The organism is Kitasatospora sp. NPDC097605, from assembly GCF_040302725.1.
Lineage (GTDB): Bacteria > Actinomycetota > Actinomycetes > Streptomycetales > Streptomycetaceae > Kitasatospora.
The window spans coordinates 1-22,762 of sequence record NZ_JBEOSF010000019.1; the positions used below are offsets into that span (position 1 = coordinate 1).

Genomic DNA, 22,762 nt, shown 5'->3' on the forward strand with positions numbered 1-22,762 from the left:
ACGTCAACACCGACAGCCGCACCTACCTGCGCCGCCAGCTCGGCACCGGGGTGGCCCAGCTGCCCACTCGCCCCGACACCGAGTCGGCGCGCCCCCGGTGGAGAACCGGGGGCGCGGGCCGTCGTGCGGGCCGGGTCAGAGCATGGCGGCGGCGGGCTTGACCATGGCGCGGGCGGTCTTGGCGTCGACGTATTCGCCGATGGCGGTCATCACCCATTCGCCGGAGTACTGGCGGACCAGCTTGCACATCACCACGCCGGTGCGGGGCTCGGAGTGGGTGAGGTCGAAGCGGACCAGTTCCTGGTTGGTCCCGGCGTCGACCAGGCGGCAGTAGGCGTTCTTGACGTCGGTGAACTTCTGGCCGGAGAAGGAGTTCACGACGAAGACCAGGCCGCAGACCTCCGGGGGCAGGCCGTCGAGGTGGACGGTGATCGACTCGTCGTCGCCGCCGCCCTCGCCGGTGAGGTTGTCGCCGGAGTGGGCGATCGCGCCGTTGAAGATGCCCAGCTTCATGAACCAGGCGGTGTCCAGCTTCTCGCGCTTGGCGTCGAAGGCGAGGCAGGAGGCGTCGAGGTCGATGTTGCGGCCGCGGCCGGCGGGCTCCCAGCCGAGGCCCATCCGCACGGCGGACAGGAACGGCTTGCCGTTCTTCTCCAGCGAGACCGAGCCGCCCTTGGTGAGGCTGACCCGGCCCTTGTCCAGGGTGACCTTGGTGAAGGACGGGGCGGCGGCGGGCGGGGCCGGGGGAGCGGGCGGCATCGGGGGCGCGCTCTGCGGCATCGGCGGGGCGGAGGCCATGGCGACCCGGGGGTCGACCGGGGCGGCGGGCGCCGGCGGCGGGGTCGGGGCCGGCGCGACCGGGGCCGGGGGAGCGACGGGGGCCGGGGCGGCGGCCGGCTGGTCGTCGACGGTGACGCCGAAGTCGGTCGCGATGCCGGCCAGGCCGTTGGCGTAGCCCTGGCCGACCGCGCGGACCTTCCAGGCGCCGTTGCGCTGGTAGACCTCGACCACGATCAGCGCGGTCTCCCGGCTGAGCGGCGGCGGGGTGAAGGTGACCAGCACGGCGCCGGTGGCGGTGTCCCGGACGGTCGCGGTCGGCTCGATGCCCGCGAAGGTGGCGCCGGCCTCGTCGGGGCTGGCGGTCACCACGATCTTGGTGATGCCGGCCGGGACGGCGGCGGTGTCGACGATGATCGCGTCCGGCGTCCCGGCGGCGGCCGGACGGTGGGTCACGCCGGGCCCGTTCGGGGCGTTGTAGAAGACGAAGTCGTCGTCCGAGCGGACCTTTCCGGCGTCGGTCAGCAGCAGGCCCGAGACGTCCAGCGCCTTGGGTGCGGTGACCTCGACGGTCACCCGCGCGGCGGTCAGCGGGGCGTTGCCGCCTTGGGTCAGGACCGTGGACACGAACTCCTCCTGGGATGCGGTGTTGCGGCGCCGGCCCCGACGGTGGGGCGGCTGTGCCGACTGGCGACCACAGTAACGAACGAGCAAGGCCGGATGAGCCCGAACGGGGCGCTGACCTGTCGGGTTGCCGGGGTCAGCGGGCCGGGGCGGTGGCGCGCGGTACCGGGGCCGGGGCCGCTGCCGGGGCGGCTGCCGGGGCGGCGAAGGCGCCGAGGGCGGCGACGGCGCGCGGGTGGCCGATGCCGAAGGCGCTGGCGCTCCAGGACTCGGTGCTCCGGGGGCCGGCGGCCCGGGGCTGGGCGGCGGCCGTCGGGCGGGCGGCGGGCCCGGCGGGCCGGGTGCCGCGCACGGTGAAGGTGTAGCGGCCCGGGCGGACGTCCGTGCCGGGCGGGGTGGTGAAGCGGTAGACCGCCGCGCCGCGTTCCTGGTGGGCGGTGACCACGGCGCCGGCGAGGTCCGTCCAGGCGGTGCCGGCGCCGGGGGCCGCGCTGCCGGGGGAGAGGCGGATCTCGGCCTGCAGCGCGGTGAGCGCTTCGGTGACGGTCAGCGCGAGGACGTGCCGGGTGCCGTCGCGGCCGAGCGACTGGACCACGGCGGTGCCGGCGAGCGCCTGGTCGTCGGTCTCGTCCGTACCGCCGCCAGGCCGGGCCGGGTCGGCGCTCTTGGTCAGACCGCCGGTGGTGTCGAGGATCCCGCCGGTCCACTCGCGCGGGGACGGGCCGGGCACGCCGGGGGCGTTCGGCTCGGGGACGAACGGCCGGGGCGCGGTCGACGAGGGGGAGGGCACGGGCTTGGAGGGGGACGGCGAGGCGGACGGGGACGGGGACGGGGACGCCTCGGACGCCGACGGGTCCTCGGCGGGCCGGCGGGCGGTCTGCGCACCGGCGCCGTCGGCCGCGAGCTGCTCGTCGGCGGGCCGCGGCCGGTCGGTGCGGCCGTCGGCCGGCGGCGCCGGGGCGTCGCCGGTGCCGGGCTGCCCGGTCCCGGGCCCGCCGGTGACGCCGTGCCGGGACGCCGGGCCCTCGGCGAGCGGCGCGGTGGACGGCGAACCGCCGGTGCGGGGCGCGGGACCGGAGCCGCGCTGGCCGGGCACGGCGTCGGGCGCGCGGGTGCCGGGCGCGGGCGTGGCGGGGACGGCCGGGCGGCGGCCGGCCGTCGCGTCCGGGCCGGACATGGTCCCGGTGCCGGAGGTCGTGCCGCCGCCGTGGCCTGAGCCGGCGTCGGGGGAGGTGTCCGGGCTGGGCGGCGGCCCGCTGGAGCCGACCCGGGCGACCCCGGCCCGGCGGCCCACGCCCTGCTGCTCGTTGAGCAGGAAGGTGGTGGCGATGCTGATGCCCACGACGGTGGACATCGCCATCGCGGCGCCGGAGAACCGCAGGGTGGGCAGCCGCAGGCGGCCGCCGAACGGGCCGGGACGGCCGTGGCGGCCGTGCCGCGTGCGGTACCGGTCGTGCGCGTACGGCGCGTCCTGCCCGGTGTCGTCGGACCGAGTCACCTGACCCATCCCTCCCCTCAAGTCGCCGTTGCGGTCGTCGCATTCTCCCACGTACCGACGGCGGTGCCGGTGCCGGCGGACCGGGCGGACGGCCGCCGGGCCCTCGATGCGGTCGGCTCGTTCGGTCCGGTCCCGTCGGAACCGGTCCGATGCGGTCCGAGGCGGTACCGGCTGGTCCGGTCCGGTCGGAAGCGTTCTCCGGGGTTCGTTCGGGCACGGTCCGGCCGGGTTGGTGCGGGGGCGCGCGTGCGGAGTCCGACCGGACGCGCGCGCGGGCGCGCGCCGGCAGGGGGACGAGCGTAGCAGCGGGTCCCCGGGCGGTGGCCAGTGCCCGGACGGAATTGATCCAATCCGTGGACAACCCTTTGACCAGCGGAAGTTGACGGTCCGTCTGACAAGGCGGGTAAGGGATCCTCAGCCGCTGCGGGGATTATTGCAACCTCCTTGCAACCCTTGCCCGCCCTCGCGCGGTGGAGCACGCTGGTGGACATCCCACGCCGTCCCGGAGAGACCGTCATGCCGCCCGACCCGCTGCCAGCACCCTCCAGTGCCCCCCTCGCCGCTACCCCCACGGGCGGCGATGAGGCAGGCTCCACCGCCGCTCCGGCGGCGGTGGAGGAGGTGCTGACGCTGCGGATCTCGCTGGGCGAGGAGGTGGTCGGAGAGGTCCGTACGCGGTTCCGGTTCGACGCCGCGCGCCCGTACGAGGTGCTGCTGACGTTCCACCTGGGGCGGCCGGACGAGGCCGACTGGGTGTTCTCGCGTGAACTGCTGCGCGACGGCCTGCGCTCGTTGAGCGGCCAGGGCGACGTCAAGCTGTGGCCGGCGTACTGCCCGTGCCACGGCTCGACGTTGCACCTGGCGCTCGAGTCGCCGCACGGCAGCGCCCTGCTGGAGGCCTCGAAGCCGAAGGTCCAGGAGTGGCTGGACCGGACGTACGCGCTCGTCTCCGAGGAGTCCGAGCGGACCCACGGGCCGACCGACGCCGAGCTGTCCGAGCTGCTCGGCGGCTAGCGCCCGGACCCGTGGGCCCCGGTGCTAAGGGGGCGGCAGGGGGAGCGGACGGGGACGCGGTGGCGCGGACCCGTCGGCCGGGGGTCGCGGACCCGGTAACGGCGGGGTGCCGGGCAGCCGGACGGTTCCGCCGGCCAGGCCCGCGCGGAGCCTGCGCACCGCGGGCGCCGAGGAGGTCGGCAGCAGGTCGAACGGGTCCTCCGGGCCGACCACCGTGACCAGCACCGACTCGGCGAAACGATACGGCCGGTGGGCCAGCAGGCCGCCCAGGTAGCGGCGCAGCCGGGACAGCTCGGCCCGCACCGTTACCGTCCGGGCCGCATCCCCGAACAGCGCGTCGGCCAGCTGCGCCGCGCTGAGGCCGTTGCGCTCGGTGGCGAGCAGCAGCAGCAGTTCGGCGTGGCGCGGGCTGAGCGCGTGCGACCAGCTGCCGGCCGCGCCGCGCACCGACAGTTCGGGGCCGCCCGCGCGGCGCAGGTCGAGCCGGAGCCTGGCCCCCTCGGCCTGTTCGGTGAGCGGGCCGCCGGTGCCGGTGCCGGCGTTCGGGGCGCCGGAGTCCTCGGGGGCGGCCGGGGCGGTGTCCTGCGGCCGGACCGGGCGGACCAGCCAGCCGTCGGCGAGCGGCTCGATCACGCACTCGCCCAGGCTGGGCAGCCAGTGCACGGCGGTCGAGCCCCAGCCCTCGGCGGGCAGCCGCAGCCGGGCCGGTGGCGGCAGCCCCGCCGCGGCCGCCGTCCAGCCCGCCGCGTCCACCACCAGGGCGGGGCCGTTCACCCGGGCCAGCATCGGGGCGGCCAGGGTGCGCAGGTGGTGCAGGGACTCGAGCCGCCGGGCGCGCAGTTCGGTCTCGGCGAGCTTGGCGGCGGTGGCGGTCAGCTGGAGCAGGTAGGGGCGGACGGTGTGGGCCGGGCCGCTGAGGTTGATCGCGCCGATCAGCCGGCCGGTGCCGGGGTCGTGCACCGGGGCGGCGACGCAGGTCCAGGAGTGGTGGCTGCGCAGGTAGTGCTCGGAGGAGTGGACGTGCATCGGGCGCTGGGCGCGCAGGGCGGCGGCTATGCCGTTGGTGCCGACCCGCTCCTCCACCCAGCGGGCGCCGGTCAGGAAGCCGATCCGGTCGGCGCTGCGGCGCAGGCCGCGTTCGCCCTCCTGCCAGAGGATGTGGCCGTCGGCGTCGGCGATGGCGAGGATCAGCGGGGGCTGGTCGGCCTGCTCGACCAGGGTGCCGCGGAGGATGGGGAGCAGCGGGTCGAGGCCGCTGGCCCGGCGCCGGTGCTCGATCTCGGCCGGGCCGAGGTGGACGGTGGCGGCGCCGGCGTCCGGGTCGAGGCCGAGGCGGCGCAGGCGTTCCCAGGAGTCGCCGATCTCGGGGCGGGGCTGGAGGAAGGGCGGGTCGTCGGGGGCGGCGGGGTCCCGGTTGGCGCTGCGGGCGGCGGCCTCGGCGAGGGCGCGTTCGTGGACCCTGGCCAGTTCGGCCGCGCTCTGCGGGATTCGACGTTCGGGTCGTCGGGTCTGCCGTCCGGGCTGCCGCACTCGTCTTGCTCCTCGCCGCCGTTCGAGGGCGCGCCGGGGCCGACGCGCTGACGAAAGAGTACGGGCGCTACCGGTTCCTGGGGATGGGGTCTGCCAACTCGGAATACCAGACGGTATGAGAGCGGTCATGCCAATGAATTTCGGTGTGCATGCCCTAGCCGACGGGGTCTTGCCGCTGGGCGGACTCGACGGTGTGGTGGAGGTCGGTGGTGGCGTCGAGGCTGGTCGCGGCGGTGAGGGTGAGGCAGGCGGTCAGGGCCAGGGCGGCGATCCGGCGGGCGGCGGACGGGCCCGCGGGGCGCGGGTGGAGCAGGGCGGCGACCCGGCGGGGGACCGGTCCGCCGTGGGCCGCCGGGGCGTGCCGGGGGCGGCCCGGCCAGGGTGAGCGACCGGCGGCGAGCGCCGCCCGGCCGACCGCGCGGGCGGTCACCGCGCGGTCGCCGACCCGGGCGGCCGCGGCCTCGTCCGCCCAGCGTTCGAGGTGGTAGCCGAGCGGTGCGCGCAGCGTCCGCAGGGCCGGGTGGGCGGCGGCCGCGTGGGCGGCCAGGGCGAGGAAGAGGTGGTGGCGGGCGGTCAGATGGGCCCGCTCGTGGGCGAGCAGGGCCGCGCGCTCGCCGGCGCCCAGGGCGCGGAGCATGCCGGCGGTGACCACGATCCGGCCCGGGTCGGCGGGCCGTCCGGGGCGGCGGAGGCGGCCGGGCAGGGCGAAGGCGTCGGCGCGCTCGTCCGGCAGGACGGTGAGTTCGGTGGCGGGTGGGGTGGTGAGCAGTCGCTTGGCGCGCTGGGTCCACGGGGTGCGCGCCCGGCGCACGGATGCGCGCGGGGGGCGCGTGTCCGGATGTTGATCGTGTGGGCCTGGTGTCCGGACGGCGGCGGTCCCGGTGGTGGCCCTGGCGGCGGTTCCGGCGGCGGTTCCGAGGGTGGCTTCCACGGCGCCGCGGGCGGCGGCCAGGTCGCGTCGGCGGCCGCGCGCGGTGCGCAGCGCGAGGGCCGCGAGGACGGCGAGCGCCAGGGCGGCCGGTACGGCCACCGCCGCCGGGGTGCCGGGCGTGCGGGCGGCGAGCCAGTGCGGCGAGAGGTGGCCGAGGGCGGCGACCGGCCCCAGCCGCAGCAGCCCGGCCGCGGTGAGCAGGCCCAGCGAGCAGAGCGTGCCGCCCGCGAGCACGGTCGCCGTCGCGGCCAGCGTCCAGACGGCGGCGCGCGGCGGCAGCGCCTCGGCGAGCCGGCGGGCGGGCAGGACGGCGAGGAAGGGCAGCAGCAGCGGGGCCCAGACCGCGAGGATCACCGGGCGGGGTCCTCGTCGCCGAGCAGGTCGCGCAGCAGGCGCTCGTCCTCCGCCGAGAGGTCGGAGACGAACCGGGCGAGCACGGTCGAGCGGTCGGTCTCCCGGCCCAGTTCGGCGTGCATCCGGCGGGCGGCCAGTCCGGCGGGGTCGGCGACCGCCGGGGTGTAGGCGTAGCCGCGTCCGGCGCGGGTGCGGTGCACCGTCCCCTTGTCGTGCAGCCGGGCGAGGATCGTCGCGACGGTGGTCCGGGCCAGGCCGTCGCCGAGGGCGCCCTGGACGTCCTGCGGCGTCAGCGGCCGGTCCGCGGCCCAGAGGGCGGCGAGCACCTCGGCCTCCAGCTCCCCGGCGGGCCGGCGGGCGGACGGTACGTCGGACATGGCGGGGGTTCCTCCCGTTATCGTCTACAGTCATGTAGACCGTCTACGTGATTGTAGACAGTCGGCTGCGCCCTGTGGTGCCGCCCACCAACGTACGGGAGGTCCGCCGGTCATGGTCCAGTCGCTCGTCGGGGGTCGCTTCGGATCACCCATGACCGATATCGACCGTTATCTGATGCCTGCCATCGGTCTGGTAGTAGTTGTCTCCATGCTCCCGATTGTTTGTGAAGTGTTCCGCGCCCGGCGGGCCCGTCGTCACGGCGGTGCCGCCCGGTGACCCCGGTGACCTCGTCGACGGCCCTCCGTGAGCTGGCCGTGTTCGACGGCAGCGGCATCGACGGCGGCCTCTACCGCCGGGTGGTCGGCTGGGCGGACGCCGCGCCGCACTGGTTCAACCAGCTGGTGGAGGTGTGGTCGCTGCTCGGCCTCGGCGTGTTCGCGCTGCTGATGCTCGCCGCCTGGTGGCGGGCGCGCGGCGCCGGTCCGGTGGTGATGGCCCGGGTGCTCGCCTCGCCGCCGGCCGTGCTGGTCGCCTATGCGGTGAACTCGGGCTTCAAGGGGCTGGTGGAGGAGGTCCGGCCGTGCGCGCAGCTGCGGGTGCACGGCACCCTGGAGGCCTGTCCGGGGCCGGGTGACTGGTCCTTCCCGAGCAACCACACCGTGATCGCCGTCGCGGCCGCCGCCGCGCTCTGGTTCGCCGACCGGCGGATCGGCGCGATCGCCGCGGTGGCCGCCGTGCTGATGGGCGCCTCCCGGGTCTGGGTCGGGGTGCACTATCCGCACGACGTGCTGGCCGGTGCGCTGGTCGGCCTCCTGGTGGCCGTCCCGCTCGCGCTGGCGGCGGGCGCGGCCGGGCCGCTGGTGGAACGGGCGCGGACCGGGCCGCTGGGGCCGCTGCTCGGCGCGGGTCCGCAGACGGCGGCGGCGTGGGCGAACCGGCCGGTCGGCGTGCGGCGGGACTGACGGGCCCGGCGGCGAGCAGGGCGGACGCCGCCCCGGCCCTTGTGTGGCCGGGGTGGCGGGGAGAGCATGTGAGCCGGGCGCGGCCGCCCCCGAGGGGAGCACCCGCCCGGCTCAGTCGTGCCAGGGCGCCGCGCGCGCCGGGCGTGCCACCGGAGGGAAGTGCTGCCCATGCCGTACCGACTCGACATCACCCAGGGGGACTGGCCGGCCGAGGAACTCGGCAAGGGCGTCGAGGGGCTGCTGGCCGAGGCGATGGTGCTCACCCTCGCGACCGCCGGCCATGAGCACGGCCCGCACGCCAACCTCGCCTTCTTCGCGTACGACGACGACCTCGTCCTCTACTTCGTCAGCGAGCGCGCCACCCGGCACAGCCACCACCTGGCCGAGGAGGCCCGGGCGGCGGCCACGGTCTTCCTGCCGCCGCCGGTCTTCGGCGAGCACCTGCGCGGCCTGCAGCTGACCGGCAGCGCGGGCGAGGCCTGGGGGCGCCAGGCGGAGGCGGCACTGGCCGCCTACCAGGGGCGGTTCCCCGCCTTCGCGCAGGACGACGAGGTCCGGCGGCAGTTCCTGACCGGCGGCGGCGCGGCGGCGCTGTACCGGTTCCAGGTGGAGGAGCTGACGGCCGTCGACGAGCCCAGGTTCGGCCGGCGGCACTACCTGCGGGCGGCCGTGCGGCGCTGACCCGGGGCGCCGGAGGAGTGGCGTGCCGTCGACGTTACCGCCAGGTTGTCTGTACAACTTATCGGTCGGTTCATCTGCGGGCCGTCACTCGGACGCCCCTCGGTCACCTGGCGGCACCAGTCTGGCCGCATGAGAGTCATCGTCGTAGGAGCGGGCGTGCTGGGCACCATGCACGCCTGGCAGGCCGTCGAGCGCGGTCACGAGGTCGTCCACCTGGAGCGCGAGGCCGAGGCGCGCGGCGCGTCGGTGCGCAACTTCGGCCTGGTCTGGGTCAGCGGCCGGGCCCGGGGCGAGGAGCTGGACACCGCGGTGCGGGCCCGCGAGCTGTGGGAGCGGATCGGCGGGCAGGTGCCCGGCCTCGGCTTCCGGGCCAACGGGTCGCTCACCGCGATCCGCACCGAGGCCGAGCTCGCCGTCGCCGAGCAGGCGCTGACCCTGCCCGACGCCGGGCTGCGCGGCTACCGGCTGCTCGACCCGGAGCAGACCCGGGCCCTCAACCCGGCCCTGCGCGGCAAGCTGCTCGGCGCCCTGCACTGCGAGCGGGACGCCGCCGTCGAGTCGCGCGTCGCCCAGCCCGCGCTGCGCGCCGCGCTGACCGCCACCGGCCGCTACACCTTCCTGCCCGGCCGCGAGGTCCGCGACGTCATCGGCGAGAACGCCGTCCGCGACGACCACGGCGAGGTGCACACCGGCGACCTGGTGGTCCTGTGCACCGGCGCCTGGCTGGGCGGCCTGGTCCGCGAGCTGGCGCCCGAGCTCCCGGTGCGCAAGGTGCGGCTGCAGATGATGCAGACCGACCCGCTGGGCGAGGCGCTGACCACCTCGGTCGCCGACGGCGACTCCTTCCGCTACTACCCGGCCTTCGCCGGCACCGCCCTGGACCGCCTGCGCGAGGAACAGCCGCAGTCGCCGGTCGCCGCCGAGCACAAGATGCAGCTGCTGATGGTCCAGCGGCTGGACGGCGGCCTCACCATCGGCGACACCCACGAGTACGACCAGCCCTTCGGCTTCGACGTGGTCGAGGACCCGTACGACCATCTGGTGGGCGTGGTCGAGGACCTGCTCGGGCGTCCGCTGCCGCGGATCCGCCGCCGCTGGGCCGGCGTGTACGCGCAGTGCGTCGACACCACCCGGGTCGTCCACCGCGAGCGCGTGCGCGACGGCGTCTGGCTGGTCACCGGCCCCGGCGGCCGCGGCATGACCTGCTCGCCCGCCATCGCCGAGACCACGGCGAACCTCGCCAACCTGTAAGCCCGTAGCCCGTCAGCCCGTCAGCCCTGAAGTCCTCAAGCACGTCGAAGGAATCGAACATCATGTCGTACGACATCCGTCTGGTCGTCCTGGACATGGCCGGCACCACCGTGGCCGACGACGGTCTGGTGGAGCGCGCCTTCCAGGCCGCCGCCGGCTCGCTCGGCGTCGAGGCCGGCAGCCCCGAGCACGCCCGCATGCTGGACCACGTCCGCGCCACCATGGGCGAGTCCAAGATCTCCGTCTTCCGCCACCTGTTCGGCGAGGAGGAGAAGGCCCGGCGCGCCAACACCGCCTTCGAGGCCGCGTACCACGACCTGGTCGACGCCGGCCACTGCGAGGCGCTGCCCGGCGCGGCCGAGGCCATCGCCGAACTCCGCGGCCGGGGCCGGAAGGTGGTCCTCACCACCGGCTTCTCCCGGTCCACCCAGGACCGCATCCTGACCGCGCTCGGCTGGGAGTCGATCGCCGACCTCACCCTCTGCCCCGCCGAGGCCGGCCGCGGCCGCCCGTACCCGGACCTCGCGCTCACCGCGCTGCTGCGCACGGAGACCGACTCGGTCCGCCAGATCGCGGTGGCCGGCGACACCGGCTACGACATGCTGACCGGCTCGCGGGCCGGGGCCTCCGTCGTCGCGGGCGTCCTCACCGGCGCCCACGGCGAGGAGCGCCTGCGGGCGGACGGGGCCACCCATGTGCTGGCGTCCGTCGCCGAGCTGCCCGCGCTGCTGGCGGGCTGAGCCGGGGGCGCCGGGGGGGGTGACGGCGGGGCGGGTCCTCGGGACCCGCCCCGCCGTCGTGTTCGCCCGAACGGGTCGGCCCGCGGCGGGAACGGCGGGAACGGCGGGTCCGTGGGCTGGTGCCGCGTCCCTGGCCCGCCAGACTGGGGGCATGGAGACGATGGTGGCCGTCGCCGGCGGCGAGCTGTGGGCGGACGACTCGGGCGGGGAGGGGCTGCCGCTGGTCCTGCTCCATCCGGGCGTCGGGGACTCCACGCTCTGGGAACCGGTCCTGCCGGCGCTCACCGCCCGGCACCGGGTGATCCGCTACGACTGCCGCGGCTACGGCCGCTCGCCCGCGCCCACCGCCCCGTACTCCCAGCTCGCGGACCTCGTGGCCGTCCTCGACCACTTCCGGCTGGACCGGGCGGTGCTGGTGGGCAACAGCACCGGCGGGGCCACCTCGATCGACCTGGCCCTGACCGCGCCGGAACGGGTGGCGGGCCTGGTCCTGCTCGTCCCCGGTGTGAGCGGCCACGACCTCACCGGCGACGAGCTGTACCAGGAGGTCGGCCGGCTGGCCGGGGCCGGGGACATGGAGGGCATCGTCCGGCTCGGGCTGAGCCTGTGGGGGCGGGCCGGCGGCGGGACCCCCGAGGCCGATCCGGCCGGCGCCGCGCACCAGAGGGCCGTGCTGCCGGCCTGGTTCGCCAACGTCGGGTACGTGCGGAGCGAGCCCCCCGCCTTCGACCGGCTGGGCGGGATCACCGTGCCCACGGTGCTGGCCCTGGGGGAGCTGGACCGGCCGGTGGTCGTGCGCTTCAACGAGGAGACGGCGGCCCGGATCCCCGGCTGCCGGCTGGTCCGGCTCGCCGGCTCCGACCACTACCCGACGCTGCGCGAACCGGAGGCCGTCACCCGGGTGATCGAGGAGCTGTACGACAGCGTGTCCTGAGGCGCGGGCGGTTCGGCGGACGGTTCAGCGGACGGTTCAGCGGGTGGTTCGGCGGGCGGTTCGGCGCACGCCGAGCAGCGCCGGGAGGTCGCGCATGTCGTCGAAGACGACCGTTCCCGGGCCGGCCAGCCGGGCGGCGGGGGTGAGGCCCCCGGCGTAGCCGAAGGCGCGCATGCCCGCGGCACGCGCGGCCCGCACACCGGGCGCGCTGTCCTCGACGACGGCGCACGCGGACGGCGGCACGCCCATCCGGCGGGCCGCGTGCAGGAACAGATCGGGCTCGGGCTTGCCGCGGGCGACCTCGGTGGCACTGAAGATCCGCCCGGCGAAGTGGTCGAACAGGCCGGTGCGGCCCAGGGTGTGCGCCATCTTCTCGTGCGAGCCGCTGGACGCGACACAGGTCGGCAGGGTGATCGCGGCGAGCGCCTCGGGCAGGCCGTCGACGGGCTCCAGGCCCGCGTCCACCTCCTCCGCGTGGCGCCGCACGAACTCCGCCCACCACCGGTCGGCGGTCGCCCGGCCGACCCGGGCGGCGACCTGCTCGTCGATCGAGGCCATCGAACGCCCGATGAAGCGCTCGACCACCTCCTCCTCGGTCAGCGGCCAGCCGAGTTCGGCGCCGAGCGCGAGCTGGAGGCGGGCCGCGATCCGCTCGCTGTCCACCAGGACGCCGTCGCAGTCGAAGATGACGAGTCGTATGGGTTCGGCCGATCCGGCTGGTCCGGTCGGTTCGGTCGGTTCGGTCGGTTCGGTCGAACTGCTTGGAATGATCACCGCCGAAGGATAGGCGCGGGTCCCGGTCGTTGACGAGGGGAAACCTGCGGCCGGATATCCGACATGACGCGGAAACAAATGCGCCCGGGTATTGCCAGCGTTCGCCGGGAACTCCTACAGTCGCACGCATGGCAGCTGGAGAGTTCCTGGCTGCTCGCCGGCACGTCGATTTCGGACGGCTCGCGAGCGCCCTCTGTACCGCCGCCCCGGCGTGAGCCGGCGGCGGTCCCCGGACGGGTGGACGGGGCCGCCGCAGCACGCCGGACCTCCCCGGGACGGCTCGCCCCCGCACGGTTCGTGCAGGTCGGTGAGGTGCCCCGCTTCCTTCTCCGCGGATCCCCGGTGAGCCGCCGTGCCCGTGAATGCTGTCCGGGGTGCGGGCGCGGACGTCCTGCGGCCGGTGGACCGCTTCCCCGTGAATGATTCCGGCGCCCCCCTGCGGGATTTCCCCGCGAGTGCGCGCGACCGGAATCACCGAAAAGCATGGAGGGAATGCATGAGCGAGATCGGCGATTCGGAAACGAAAGGTTCGCCCCGGGTCGGCCGGCGCGGCTTCCTGGCCGGCGCGGCGGCGGTGGCCGCCGGTGCCGCCGCCCCGGCGGCGCTCGCCCTGGCGTCCGCGAGCCCGGCCGCCGCGGCCGGCGCGACCCGGCCCAACATCCTGCTGATCGTCACCGACGACCAGCCCAAGCACACCGAGTGGGCCACCCCGCAGATCGTGGACTGGATCGCCGGCCACGGCGTCCGTTTCACCAACGGCCACGTCACCACGCCGCTCTGCGCGCCCTCGCGGTCCTCGGTCTTCTCCGGCCGCTACGCCCACAACCACGGCGTGCGCAACAACGGTGCCTCGCACAGCCTCGACCAGCACACCACGGTCCAGCGCTACCTCAAGCAGGCCGGCTACCGCACCGGGCTGTTCGGCAAGTACCTCAACTCCTGGGCGGTGGCCGACAATCCGCCGCACTTCGAGGAGTGGGCGCTGCTCCAGCCGGCCTACAACAACGCGACCTGGAACATCGACGGCGACGTCCAGACGCTCACCGGCTACACCACCAACATCATCCGCAACCGCACCCTGGCCTTCCTCGACAAGGCCGCCACCGACACCCGCCCCTGGTTCGCCTACGTCACCCCGTACGCCTCGCACGCGCCCAACGTGCCCGCCCCCAAGTACGCGGACACCGCCGTCCCGCCGTGGAACGGGCGTCCCTCGGTACCCGAGGCCGACCGCAGCGACAAGCCCGGCTACATCCAGAACGCCACCGCCACCCTCGCCGACGCCCAGGACGTGCGCACCCGCCAGCTGCGCACCCTGCTCTCCGTCGACGACGCCGTGCAGGCGATCCACGACAAGCTGGTGGATCTCGGCCAGCTCGACAACACCCTGGTCATCTACCTCGGCGACAACGGCTTCACCTGGGCCGACCACGGCTGGCTCAAGAAGTCCGTGCCCTACTCCCCGGCGCACGAGGTGCCGTTCTACCTGTCCTGGCCGGCCGGCGGCCTCGGCGCGGGCACCACCGACCACCGGATCGTCGCCAACATCGACGTCGCCCCGACCATCCTCGACGCCGCCGGCATCACCCCCGACACCCCGCAGGACGGCCACTCGCTGCTCACCGCCGCCACCAGGAACCACCTGCTGGTGGAGTGGTGGAAGCAGGGCACGGCGGCGGGCGGCCCGCCCACCTGGTCCTCGTACGTGGCCGCCGACAAGCAGTACACCGAGTACTACGCGCTGCACACCGACGCCAACGGCACGGTGTCCGGCACGGGCGAGGTGAAGTTCCGCGAGTACTACGACCTGGCGGCCGACCCCTACCAGCTGAGCAACCTGCTGTACCAGGCCACGCCGCAGCAGGAACAGGCGCTCGGCATCCCGGCGTTGGCGGCGCAGCTGGCCGCCGACCGGGCCGCCTGACCCTTCCCCCCCGCGGTCCGGGGGCGGCGGCCGGCCGCCGCCCCCGGACCCCCGACCAGAACGAGGAATCCGCACCGTGTCCAGCAGCAAGCCCTGTTGTACCCCCGGCCGCGACGGCGACGGGCCCGCTCCCCTCACGCTCGCCGCCCCCGTCCCCGCCCCAGCCCCCGTCTCCGCCCCCGTCTCGCGGGTGGCGCGGCAGCTCACCCGTCTGCCCGGCGGGCGGTTCCTGATGGGCACCGACGACCGGCAGGGTTACCCGGAGGACGGCGAAGGCCCGGTCCGCGTCGTGAAGTTGAGCCCGTTCCGGATCGCGCCGACCACGGTGACCAACGCCGCCTTCGCGACCTTCGTCAAGGCCACCGGACACCGCACCGAGGCCGAGACCTTCGGGTTCTCCTACGTCTTCGAGGGCTTCCTGCCGGAGCGGCTCACCGCCGTCTCCCCGCAGGTGGCCGCCGTGCCGTGGTGGCGGGCGGTCACCGGGGCGAGCTGGCGGGCGCCCGAGGGGCCTGGCTCCTCGGTCACCACCCGCCAGAACCACCCCGTGGTGCACGTCTCGTGGAACGACGCGCAGGCGTACTGCGCCTGGTCGGGCACCCGGCTGCCCACCGAGGCCGAGTGGGAGTACGCCGCCCGGGGCGGCCTGGAGCAGGCGCGCTACCCGTGGGGCGACGACCTCACCCCGAACGGCCGGTACGCGTGCAACATCTGGCAGGGCGTCTTCCCCACCGTGAACACGGCGGCGGACGGCCACCCGGGCACGGCCCCGGTGACCGCCTTCCGGCCGAACGGCTTCGGGCTGTACAACACCGTCGGCAACGTGTGGGAGTGGTGCGCGGACTGGTTCAGCCCGGACTTCCACCGCACCGGCCCGCGCCACGACCCGCCCGGCCCGCCGGACGGCGCGGCGCGGGTGATGCGCGGCGGCTCCCACATGTGCCACGCCTCCTACTGCCACCGCTACCGGGTGGCGGCGCGCAGCTCCAACACGCCGGACAGCTCCGCCGGGAACATCGGCTTCCGGGTGGCGGCCGACGCCGGGTGACCCCGGGCGGGTGTCGGTGCAGCGTGCGGCCGGGCCGGTGACCGGGGCGACGGGGGTCAGCGCGTCCGCGGCGCCGCCGCCTTCCGCTTGACCTTGACACGGTGACAAGGTCTTGACTGCGGCCCAGGAGGTGGTACCGATGACCGTGCCGCAGGAGGACACCCACGCGATGCGAGCGTTCCGGGCGCTGGAGCACGCCGACGGGTCGGTCCGGCTGAAGGCCGCGCTGGCGGTCGGGACCGCGCCGGACCCGGGGTTCGTGGACCGGCTCGTCGAGCGGTGCGCGGTCGAACCCGAGTTCTACGTGCGGGAGATGCTGACCTGGGCGCTCACCCGCCACGCGCCGTCGGCGACGGTTCCGCTGCTGGTCGACGCGGCCCGCTCGGACCGGGCCCAGGCGCGCAGCCAGGCGTTGCACACGCTGTCCAAGATCGGGGACGGGCGGGCGTGGCCCGTGATCACCCCGGCGCTGCTGGCCGACGCCGACGACGAGGTGGCCCGGACCGCCTGGCGGGCCGCGGTGGTGCTCGCGCCCGAAGGTGAGAAGCCCGCGTTGGCCGTAGGGTTGGCGGGACAGCTCGGGCGCGGCGAACGCGAGACGCAGCTGAGCCTCAGCCGGGCGCTGATCGCGCTCGGGGAGGTGATGCTGCCGGCCCTGGCCGCCGCCACGACGGCCCCCGACCCCCGGGTGCGCGCGCACGCGCTGGCCACGGAGCGGCTGTGGCAGGACCCGGAGGCCGGCTTCGAGTTCGCGATCGAGGAGGCGAAGCGCGTCGTGGCCCTCGGTGGGGAAGGGTAGTGAATCGGTGCTCATCGGTGATGTCGCGCGGCGGTCCGGGGTCAGCGCCCGGATGCTCCGGCACTACGAGGCGCTCGGCCTGGTGCGGCCGAAGGGGCGGACCGACGCCGGCTACCGGGAGTACTCCGAGGAGGACGTCCGGCGGATCTTCCACATCGAGAGCCTGCGGTCGCTGGGGCTGTCGCTGCGCGACGTCGGGCGGGCGCTCGACGACCCCGGCTTCGCGCCGGGGGAACTCGTCGAGGACCTGATCCGCGAGACCCGGGAGCGCATCGCGGCGGAGACCGAACTGCTCACCCGGCTGCGCCGGATCGGGGCCGCCGAACCCGCGGGCTGGGAGGACGTCCTGCAGAGCGTCGCGCTGCTCCAGGCGCTGGGGTCGAAGAGCCCCAGGACGCGTCAGCGCGCCGCCCTGGCCGCGACCGATGAGGCCCCCGTGCCGGTGGAGGCGCTGGTCGAGGCGGTGCTGGGGGAGGCGGACCCGGTCGTCGCCGGAGCGCTCCGCTGGGCGCTGGCGCAGGCCGGGGAGGAGGCGTCGGCGCTGCTGGCGGCGGGCCTGGACGCGCCCTCGGCGCAGGTGCGCGAGCGGGCCGTCCGCACGCTCGCCGAGCTGCCGGACGCGGCGGCGACGGCGCTGCTGCGGGACGCCCTCGACCACGCCGACCCGGTGGTCCGCGGCCAGGCGACGCTGGCGCTCGGCGCGCGCGGAGCGGGCGACGTGGTCCCGTCGCTCATCGACCTGATCGTCAGGGGCGCGAACGATGTCGACGCGGCCGACGCGCTGGGCGCCCTGGCGGCCGACCCGGTGGCGGCGGACCGGATCGCCGCCGCCCTCGTCGACCGGCTCGCCCCTGATGCCCCGGACGCGCCCGCCCGTCGCCGGCTGGCCCAGGCCCTCGTGGACATCCCGGGCCCCACCGCCACCCGTGCCCTGACGGCCCTCGCCCACGACGAGGACCGTCCCGTCGCCCTCATCGCGGCCTACGGGCTCCAGCGGCGCGGCTGACTCAGGGGGCCTGCCCGCCGAAGGCGGCCGCGAAGGCCTCGGTGATCAGCCCGGGGAGCGCTGTCCGTCCGTCGTCCTCGGCCCAGCGGACCAGGGCCGTGTGCAGGGCGGCCAGGCAGGCGCCGGTGGCGGCCTGGGCGCGGAAGGCGTCGTGGCCGTCGCCGCCATCGTCGAGGGCGGTGACGATGGCCTGCTGGAGGGCGTACTGGTTGTCGAGGTGCCTGGCCCGCAGGGCCGGCGTGGTGATCATCAGCCGGAGCCGGGCGAGCAGGAACCGGCCGTCCGCCGTCAGGCCTTCACCGCTCCCGGTCGACTCCGTGGCGGCCTCGACGAGGGCCAGGCCGATCCGGCGGACCAGGGGTCGGCCGGCGGGGGAGGCGGCGATCCGCTCGGCGACCAGTCGGGCCTCCTGGCCGGCCAGCACCAGGTCCTCCTTCGTGGGGAAGTGCCGGTAGACCGTCATCGGCGAGACCCCGGCCGCCTCCGCGACGTCGGTCACGGCCGTCGCGTCGTAGCCGCGCTCGGTGAACAGCCGTACAGCGTGGGCCTGGATGAGGCGTTGGGTCTCGGTCCGGCGTCGGGCGCGGAGTGTTGAGGGCTGTTCGGGCATGTGGTAGACCCTACCTGAATGGTAGTCACTACCACGTTTTGGGGTGATGGGGATGAGGACGGCTCTGGTGACCGGGGCGTCGCGCGGCATCGGACAGGCGATCGCGACCCGGCTGGCGGCCGACGGGGCGGCGGTCATCGTGCACTACGGCACGGACGAGGCGGGCGCGGCGGCGACGGTCGGGACGATCGAGCGAGCGGGCGGAACCGCGTACGCCGTGCGGGCGGAGCTGGGCACGGACGACGACGTCGACACGCTCTTCGCCGGGGTGGAGGCGGCCCTGGCCGGCCGTCCGCTCGACATCCTGGTCAACAACGCCGCCGCCCCACCGGCCGGCCCGCTCGGCGTCACGACCCGGGCGGAGTTCGACCACCTCTTCGCGGTGAACGTGCGGGCGCCGTACTTCACCATCCAGCGCGCCCTGCCCCTGCTCCGGGACGGCGGCCGCGTCATCACCGTCTCCTCGGTGGCGACCCGGATGGCCAATCCCGCCCAGACGTCGTTCGCGATGACCAAGGGCGCGATCGAGACGATGACCCTCACTCTCGCCAACGACCTCGGCACCCGCGCCATCACCGTCAACGCCGTGGCCCCGGGCGCCACCCGCACCCCGGCCAACGCCCCGGTCTTCGAAGCCCCGGGCCTCGCCGAGTCGATCACCCGATCGACCGCCCTCGGCCGTCTGGGCGCCCCGGAGGACGTGGCCGACGTGGTCGCCTTCCTCGCCTCCGACGCCGCCCGCTGGATCACCGGCCAGACCATCGATGCCACCGGGGGCCTCTTCCTCGGCCCCCGCGCCTGACACCGTCGAGGGGGAGCGTCGGACCCCCGGCGCCTTCACCGTCCCCGCCCGCAGGGCCTGTTGGCAGACCGCCGTGCAGGGCCCGGGCGATGCGGGACGGGCCCCGGACGCGGTGCGCACGGGGCCCGGACGAGCCGGTCAGTGGCTGCTCTTGAGGTTGAGGACGACGACTCCGACGATCACCAGGGCTATGCCGAGCCACTGCAGCCGTCCCAGGGACTCGCCGAAGGCGACGACGCCTATGCCGGCCACGGCGGCCGTGCCGGCGCCGGACCAGACGGCGTAGGCGACGGAGACCGGGATGTGCTTGAGGGCGCGGCCGAGGAGGACGAAGGAGAGGACGTAGCCGATCGCCACTCCCACGCTCGGCCAGAGTCTGCTGAAGCCCTCGGTCAGCTTGAGGCAGCTGGTGGCGCAGACTTCGCTGAGGATCGCGAGGGCGAGGAGTACGTAAGGCATGGGGGGTCAAACCCCGGGGGCGGCGGTGAGCTTCCCGAGGAGGGCCAGGTCCGCGTGCTCCAGGCTGTCCAGCAGGGTGACCCGGGAGCCGGCCGGGATCGCGGTGTCCGTCGAGGGGACGGCGAGGACGGCGCAGCCGGCGGCGGCGGCGGAGGCGACGCCGGTGGGGGTGTCCTCGACGGCGACGCACACGGCCGGGTCCAGGCCGAGGCGGGCGGCGGCGGCGAGGTAGGGGTCCGGGGCGGGCTTGGTGCGCGGGGTGTCCTCGGCGGCGAGGGTGACGGCGAACCAGTCGCGGCCGATGGTGCCCAGCACCATGTCGACGACCCGGCGGGGGGAGGCGGAGACCAGGGCGGTGGGCACCCGGGCGTCGCGCAGGGAGGCGAGCAGGGCCAGGGCGCCGGGGCGGGGGACGGTCTCGGCGGCGACCTTGCCGGCGAAGGACTCGCCCAGGCGGTCGGCGAGTTCGGCCTCGGTGAGCGAGGTGCCGCTGACCCGGTGGAGGTGGGCGGCGGTGTGCTCGATGGCCTGGCCGAGGACCTCGGGGGCGTCGGCCTCGGTGAGGGAGTGCTGCAACTCGTCGGCGAGTTCGGCGGCGGCCTGCCACCAGAGCTGCTCGGTGTCGACGAGGGTGCCGTCCATGTCGAAGAGGACGGCGGCGGGTGGGGGAGTGTGAGGCATGGCGGTACCTTCGGAACGGTTCAACAGGACGGATCAGACCGTACGACGGTCGACCAGGACCGGCCGCTCCGGGAGGGTCAGGGCGGCGCGCGAGCCGATCGGCAGGGCGGCGGCGGCCTCGGTGGGCAGGTCGGCCTTGACCTCGGTGCCGTCGTTCAGGCGGACGGTGAGGCGGGTGACGGCGCCCAGGAAGGACGCGGAGACCACCAGGGCCACGCCCTGCTCGTCGGGGGACAGCTGGACGTTCTCCGGGCGGACCAGCACCTGCAGCTCGCCGTCGGCCGGGACGGTGCCGTCCACGGCGTGGCGGCGGCCGAGGACCTCGACGCCGTCGCCGGAGCGCAGGCAGGGGACGCGGCTCATGGTGCCGACGAACTCGGCGACGAAGGCGGTGGCCGGCCGGGCGTACAGCTCGGAGGGTGTGGCGCACTGCTCCAGGCGGCCGGCGCGCAGCACGGCGACCCGGTCGGCCATCGACAGCGCCTCCTCCTGGTCGTGGGTGACGAACAGGGTGGTGATCCCCAACTCCTGCTGGAGGCGCCGGATCTCCTCGCGCAGCGACAGCCGCACCTTGGCGTCCAGCGCGGACAGCGGCTCGTCGAGCAGCAGCACCCGCGGCTGCAGGGCGAGCGCGCGGGCGAGCGCGATGCGCTGCTGCTGGCCGCCGGACATCTGGTGCGGGTAGCGGCCGGCGTGCTGCGGCAGGCCGACCAGCTCCAGCAGCTCCTGGGCGCGCTTGAGGCGCTCGGCCTTGCCGGTGCCGCGCATCCGCAGGCCGAAGGCGACGTTGTCGGCGGCGGTCAGGTGCGGGAAGAGGCTGTAGGACTGGAACACCATGCCGGCGTCGCGCTTGTGGGCGGGGATCGCGGTGATGTCCTGGCCGTCGACCAGCACCTGGCCGGAGTCGTGCTGCTCGAAGCCGGCCAGGATGCGCAGCGCGGTGGTCTTGCCGCAGCCGGAGGGGCCGAGCAGGGCGAGCAGCTCGCCGGGGTGGACGGTGAGGTCGAGGCCGTCGAGGGCGGTGGTGGCGCCGAAGGCGCGGCGCAGCGAGCGGAACTCGACGGTCGCGCTGCCGGGGGCGAGGGGGACGCCGGTGACGGGGGCGGGGGCCGTGGTCATGATGGGTGACTCCGGGGGTTCAGGAGGTGGCGGTCTTGGTGCGGCGCTCGCGGCCGAGGGTGGCCAGCAGGAGCAGCAGCAGCCAGGTGAGCAGCAGGCTCAGGATGGACACCGCGACCGACATGTGGGCCTGGCTGTTGCCGACCGAGTAGATCCAGACCGGGAAGGGCTGGAAGCCGAGGATCGAGGCGGCGGTGAACTCGCCGAGCACCAGGGCCAGGGTGAGGAAGGAGGCGTTCAGCAGGGCGCCGCGCAGGTTGGGCAGCACGACGGTGAACACCGCGCGCGGCCAGCTCGCTCCGCAGTTGCGGGCGGCCTCGACCAGGGTGCGCACGTCCACCGAGCGCAGGCCGGCGTCCAGGGCGCGGTAGGCGAGCGGCAGGGCCATCAGCACGTAGGCGATGACCAGCACCAGCGGGAAGTCCGGGTCCTGGATGAACACGAAGGTCTGGAAGAACGGCGTGTCCATCAGGTAGTCCGGGCCCCAGCGCAGCACACCGATCAGGCCGGCGGTCAGCGCGACCGGCGGGACGACCAGCGGCAGGGTGCAGAGCACGTCGATGACCGGGCGCAGCTTCGGCGCGCCGAGCCGCACCGCGATCAGCGCCGGGACGAGCAGGAGCAGCAGCACCAGGACGGTGACGACGGCGAGGCCGAGGGTCAGCCAGAGGCTGTCCAGGAAGCCGGGGGCGGAGAGCAGTCCGGTGTAGGCCTCGAAGGAGATGCCCTGCGGGTCGTCGACCGAGAACCAGGCGGAGGCGGCGAGCGGGACGACGAAGTAGACGCCGGCGAGCAGCAGGACGGCGCCGCGCCACCAGCGCACGGGGCGTCGCTTGGCGGGGGCGGGGGTGGTCAGCTCAGCCATCGGGCGCTCCGGCGCTGGAGGGGAAGGTACACGGCCATCACCAGGACGGCCACGACGATCATGTTGAGGCTGAGGGCGAGGGCGAGGTTGCCCTGGCCGACCAGCACGTTGCCGGAGAGCGCGTCCGCGATCGAGCGGCTGACCAGCGGGACGGTCGCGCCGACCATGGCGGCGGCGGTGGCGTAGGCGGCGAAGGCGCTGCCGAAGAGCAGGACGAAGCCGCCGAGCAGCGAGGGCAACAGGATCGGCAGGGCCACGTGGCGCCAGTACTGGACGGTGGTGGCGCGGTTGTTCTGCGCCGCCTCGCGCCACTGGACGCGCAGGCCGTCCAGCGCCGGGGTGATCGTGAGCACCATCAGCGGGATGAGGAAGTACAGGTAGACGACGGTCAGGCCGGTGAAGGAGTACAGCGACCAGCCGTGGTCGGTGAGGTGCAGCAGCTTGGTGATCTCGCCGGCGTTGCCGAGGGTGGCGACGAAGGCGAAGGCGAGCGGCAGGCCGCCGAAGTTGGCCAGCACGCCGGAGGCGGTGAGCACCGCCTGGCGCAGCCAGGTGTGCCGGGAGGTGACGACCGCCTGGGCGAGCGGCAGGCCGATCAGGGTGGCGAGCAGCGCGGTCAGCGCGGAGAGCTTGAGGCTGCTCAGCATGGCGGTCAGGTAGCCGCCCTGGACGGAGGCCGTCAGGTTGTCGAAGGTGAACTGCCCGGCGCCGCTCTCCGCGTCGCTGGAGGTGGTGAACGCGCCGATGACGATGGCGACGGCGGGCAGTCCGAAGCCGATCAGGAAGAACAGCAGCAGCGGGACGGTCGCGAGCCAGGAGGCGCCGCCGAGGCGGGCGAGCGGCCGTCGCCGGGGGGTGGGGGCGGTGCTGGCGGGGGTGGTCGTGGCGGTGGCGGACGCCCCCGCGCCGCCACCGGGGGAGGTGGCGGCGGGGGTGGTCGGCACCGGGGTGGGAGCCGTGGTCATGAGTGCCTTTTCTGAGCCCGGAGTGCGGTGCGCGGC

Annotated in this window: 23 protein-coding genes; 11 read left to right on the forward strand and 12 right to left on the reverse strand. The window is 75.2% G+C overall.

Annotated elements, in window-relative coordinates; translation table 11 throughout:
- Window positions 1–135: 135 nt before the first annotated feature.
- Together ABTX81_RS21825 and ABTX81_RS21830 are read right to left on the reverse strand one after the other, a co-directional pair.
- Window positions 136–1,404: a TerD family protein gene (locus ABTX81_RS21825; protein WP_350548188.1), complete on the reverse strand. Its 1,269-nt coding sequence runs from the start codon at window positions 1,402–1,404 to the stop codon at window positions 136–138.
- Window positions 1,405–1,537: 133 nt separating this feature from the next.
- A complete protein-coding gene (locus ABTX81_RS21830; protein WP_350548190.1) occupies window positions 1,538–2,899 on the reverse strand; it encodes a hypothetical protein in 1,362 nt (453 codons plus the stop codon).
- A 483-nt stretch (window positions 2,900–3,382) separates the two neighbouring features.
- On the opposite strand from ABTX81_RS21830, the gene ABTX81_RS21835 reads away from it, so the two are divergent.
- Window positions 3,383–3,913, forward strand: coding sequence for an SsgA family sporulation/cell division regulator (locus ABTX81_RS21835; protein WP_350548192.1), 531 nt, complete (start codon window positions 3,383–3,385; stop codon window positions 3,911–3,913).
- A 24-nt stretch (window positions 3,914–3,937) separates the two neighbouring features.
- Here ABTX81_RS21835 and ABTX81_RS21840 read toward each other — a convergent pair whose 3' ends face one another.
- From ABTX81_RS21840 to ABTX81_RS21850, 3 genes are all read right to left on the reverse strand, one after another.
- Window positions 3,938–5,443: a GAF domain-containing protein gene (locus ABTX81_RS21840; RefSeq protein WP_350548194.1), complete on the reverse strand. Its 1,506-nt coding sequence runs from the start codon at window positions 5,441–5,443 to the stop codon at window positions 3,938–3,940.
- 154 nt (window positions 5,444–5,597) lie between these two features.
- Window positions 5,598–6,728, reverse strand: coding sequence for a M48 family metalloprotease (locus ABTX81_RS21845; RefSeq protein WP_350548196.1), 1,131 nt, complete (start codon window positions 6,726–6,728; stop codon window positions 5,598–5,600).
- Window positions 6,725–7,105: a BlaI/MecI/CopY family transcriptional regulator gene (locus tag ABTX81_RS21850; RefSeq protein WP_350548198.1), complete on the reverse strand. Its 381-nt coding sequence runs from the start codon at window positions 7,103–7,105 to the stop codon at window positions 6,725–6,727. Before ABTX81_RS21850 ends, ABTX81_RS21845 begins: the two co-directional genes overlap by 4 nt.
- Window positions 7,106–7,387: 282 nt before the next feature.
- Between ABTX81_RS21850 and ABTX81_RS21855 the strand changes: the two genes are divergently transcribed.
- The 5 genes from ABTX81_RS21855 (at window position 7,388) to ABTX81_RS21875 (ending at window position 11,674) form a co-directional block, all read left to right on the forward strand.
- On the forward strand, window positions 7,388–8,068 hold the full coding sequence (locus tag ABTX81_RS21855; protein ID WP_350548200.1) for a phosphatase PAP2 family protein: 681 nt from the start codon (window positions 7,388–7,390) through the stop codon (window positions 8,066–8,068).
- Between the two features lie 168 nt (window positions 8,069–8,236).
- Complete coding sequence (locus tag ABTX81_RS21860; protein ID WP_350548202.1) at window positions 8,237–8,749, forward strand: pyridoxamine 5'-phosphate oxidase family protein; 513 nt, start codon at window positions 8,237–8,239, stop codon at window positions 8,747–8,749.
- A gap of 129 nt (window positions 8,750–8,878) precedes the next feature.
- A complete protein-coding gene (locus ABTX81_RS21865; protein ID WP_350548204.1) occupies window positions 8,879–10,000 on the forward strand; it encodes a TIGR03364 family FAD-dependent oxidoreductase in 1,122 nt (373 codons plus the stop codon).
- 62 nt (window positions 10,001–10,062) lie between these two features.
- Window positions 10,063–10,740, forward strand: a complete 678-nt coding sequence (locus ABTX81_RS21870; RefSeq protein WP_350548206.1) for a phosphonatase-like hydrolase — start codon at window positions 10,063–10,065, stop codon at window positions 10,738–10,740.
- 151 nt (window positions 10,741–10,891) lie between these two features.
- The gene (locus ABTX81_RS21875) at window positions 10,892–11,674 is read left to right on the forward strand and encodes an alpha/beta fold hydrolase (RefSeq protein WP_350548208.1); all 783 of its coding nucleotides are present in this window, start codon (window positions 10,892–10,894) and stop codon (window positions 11,672–11,674) included.
- Window positions 11,675–11,710: 36 nt separating this feature from the next.
- Here ABTX81_RS21875 and ABTX81_RS21880 read toward each other — a convergent pair whose 3' ends face one another.
- Complete coding sequence (locus ABTX81_RS21880; protein ID WP_502892832.1) at window positions 11,711–12,442, reverse strand: HAD family hydrolase; 732 nt, start codon at window positions 12,440–12,442, stop codon at window positions 11,711–11,713.
- Between the two features lie 502 nt (window positions 12,443–12,944).
- Between ABTX81_RS21880 and ABTX81_RS21885 the strand changes: the two genes are divergently transcribed.
- The 4 genes from ABTX81_RS21885 (at window position 12,945) to ABTX81_RS21900 (ending at window position 17,225) form a co-directional block, all read left to right on the forward strand.
- On the forward strand, window positions 12,945–14,372 hold the full coding sequence (locus tag ABTX81_RS21885) for a sulfatase family protein (RefSeq protein ID WP_350548210.1): 1,428 nt from the start codon (window positions 12,945–12,947) through the stop codon (window positions 14,370–14,372).
- A gap of 76 nt (window positions 14,373–14,448) precedes the next feature.
- Entirely contained in the window at window positions 14,449–15,420 is a 972-nt protein-coding gene (locus ABTX81_RS21890) for a formylglycine-generating enzyme family protein (protein ID WP_502892825.1), read from the forward strand.
- A gap of 139 nt (window positions 15,421–15,559) precedes the next feature.
- Window positions 15,560–16,219: a HEAT repeat domain-containing protein gene (locus tag ABTX81_RS21895; protein WP_350548212.1), complete on the forward strand. Its 660-nt coding sequence runs from the start codon at window positions 15,560–15,562 to the stop codon at window positions 16,217–16,219.
- 7 nt (window positions 16,220–16,226) lie between these two features.
- A complete protein-coding gene (locus tag ABTX81_RS21900) occupies window positions 16,227–17,225 on the forward strand; it encodes a HEAT repeat domain-containing protein (protein ID WP_350548216.1) in 999 nt (332 codons plus the stop codon).
- A gap of 1 nt (window position 17,226) precedes the next feature.
- Here ABTX81_RS21900 and ABTX81_RS21905 read toward each other — a convergent pair whose 3' ends face one another.
- Window positions 17,227–17,835 (reverse strand): TetR/AcrR family transcriptional regulator, encoded by a 609-nt coding sequence (locus ABTX81_RS21905; RefSeq protein ID WP_350548217.1) that lies wholly within the window; start codon window positions 17,833–17,835, stop codon window positions 17,227–17,229.
- 46 nt (window positions 17,836–17,881) lie between these two features.
- On the opposite strand from ABTX81_RS21905, the gene ABTX81_RS21910 reads away from it, so the two are divergent.
- A complete protein-coding gene (locus ABTX81_RS21910) occupies window positions 17,882–18,637 on the forward strand; it encodes an SDR family oxidoreductase (RefSeq protein ID WP_350548220.1) in 756 nt (251 codons plus the stop codon).
- A 138-nt stretch (window positions 18,638–18,775) separates the two neighbouring features.
- Here the strand turns inward: ABTX81_RS21910 and ABTX81_RS21915 are convergent, their stop codons facing one another.
- The 5 genes from ABTX81_RS21915 to ABTX81_RS21935 are packed head-to-tail and all read right to left on the reverse strand — an operon-like array spanning window position 18,776 to window position 22,726.
- Window positions 18,776–19,096, reverse strand: coding sequence for a DMT family transporter (locus tag ABTX81_RS21915; RefSeq protein ID WP_350548222.1), 321 nt, complete (start codon window positions 19,094–19,096; stop codon window positions 18,776–18,778).
- A gap of 6 nt (window positions 19,097–19,102) precedes the next feature.
- Window positions 19,103–19,777: an HAD family hydrolase gene (locus tag ABTX81_RS21920; protein WP_350548224.1), complete on the reverse strand. Its 675-nt coding sequence runs from the start codon at window positions 19,775–19,777 to the stop codon at window positions 19,103–19,105.
- 33 nt (window positions 19,778–19,810) lie between these two features.
- Entirely contained in the window at window positions 19,811–20,896 is a 1,086-nt protein-coding gene (locus ABTX81_RS21925) for an ABC transporter ATP-binding protein (protein ID WP_350548226.1), read from the reverse strand.
- A gap of 19 nt (window positions 20,897–20,915) precedes the next feature.
- Window positions 20,916–21,761 carry an ABC transporter permease gene (locus tag ABTX81_RS21930; RefSeq protein ID WP_350548228.1) on the reverse strand — a complete coding sequence of 282 codons (846 nt, stop codon included), beginning with the start codon at window positions 21,759–21,761 and terminating at the stop codon, window positions 20,916–20,918.
- Window positions 21,749–22,726: an ABC transporter permease gene (locus tag ABTX81_RS21935; protein ID WP_350548230.1), complete on the reverse strand. Its 978-nt coding sequence runs from the start codon at window positions 22,724–22,726 to the stop codon at window positions 21,749–21,751. The genes ABTX81_RS21930 and ABTX81_RS21935 overlap by 13 nt, the downstream gene beginning before the upstream one ends.
- Window positions 22,727–22,762 lie beyond the last annotated feature (36 nt).

Coding starts and splice junctions, on each gene's coding strand:
- ABTX81_RS21915 (WP_350548222.1), bottom strand. CDS start 19,096: ATGCCTTACGTACTCCTCGCCCTCGCGATCCTCAGCGAAGTCTGCGCC.
- ABTX81_RS21905 (WP_350548217.1), bottom strand. CDS start 17,835: ATGCCCGAACAGCCCTCAACACTCCGCGCCCGACGCCGGACCGAGACC.
- ABTX81_RS21935 (WP_350548230.1), bottom strand. CDS start 22,726: ATGACCACGGCTCCCACCCCGGTGCCGACCACCCCCGCCGCCACCTCC.
- ABTX81_RS21865 (WP_350548204.1), top strand. CDS start 8,879: ATGAGAGTCATCGTCGTAGGAGCGGGCGTGCTGGGCACCATGCACGCC.
- ABTX81_RS21910 (WP_350548220.1), top strand. CDS start 17,882: ATGGGGATGAGGACGGCTCTGGTGACCGGGGCGTCGCGCGGCATCGGA.
- ABTX81_RS21885 (WP_350548210.1), top strand. CDS start 12,945: ATGAGCGAGATCGGCGATTCGGAAACGAAAGGTTCGCCCCGGGTCGGC.
- ABTX81_RS21925 (WP_350548226.1), bottom strand. CDS start 20,896: ATGACCACGGCCCCCGCCCCCGTCACCGGCGTCCCCCTCGCCCCCGGC.
- ABTX81_RS21870 (WP_350548206.1), top strand. CDS start 10,063: ATGTCGTACGACATCCGTCTGGTCGTCCTGGACATGGCCGGCACCACC.
- ABTX81_RS21930 (WP_350548228.1), bottom strand. CDS start 21,761: ATGGCTGAGCTGACCACCCCCGCCCCCGCCAAGCGACGCCCCGTGCGC.
- ABTX81_RS21920 (WP_350548224.1), bottom strand. CDS start 19,777: ATGCCTCACACTCCCCCACCCGCCGCCGTCCTCTTCGACATGGACGGC.
- ABTX81_RS21850 (WP_350548198.1), bottom strand. CDS start 7,105: ATGTCCGACGTACCGTCCGCCCGCCGGCCCGCCGGGGAGCTGGAGGCC.
- ABTX81_RS21860 (WP_350548202.1), top strand. CDS start 8,237: ATGCCGTACCGACTCGACATCACCCAGGGGGACTGGCCGGCCGAGGAA.
- ABTX81_RS21895 (WP_350548212.1), top strand. CDS start 15,560: ATGACCGTGCCGCAGGAGGACACCCACGCGATGCGAGCGTTCCGGGCG.
- ABTX81_RS21875 (WP_350548208.1), top strand. CDS start 10,892: ATGGAGACGATGGTGGCCGTCGCCGGCGGCGAGCTGTGGGCGGACGAC.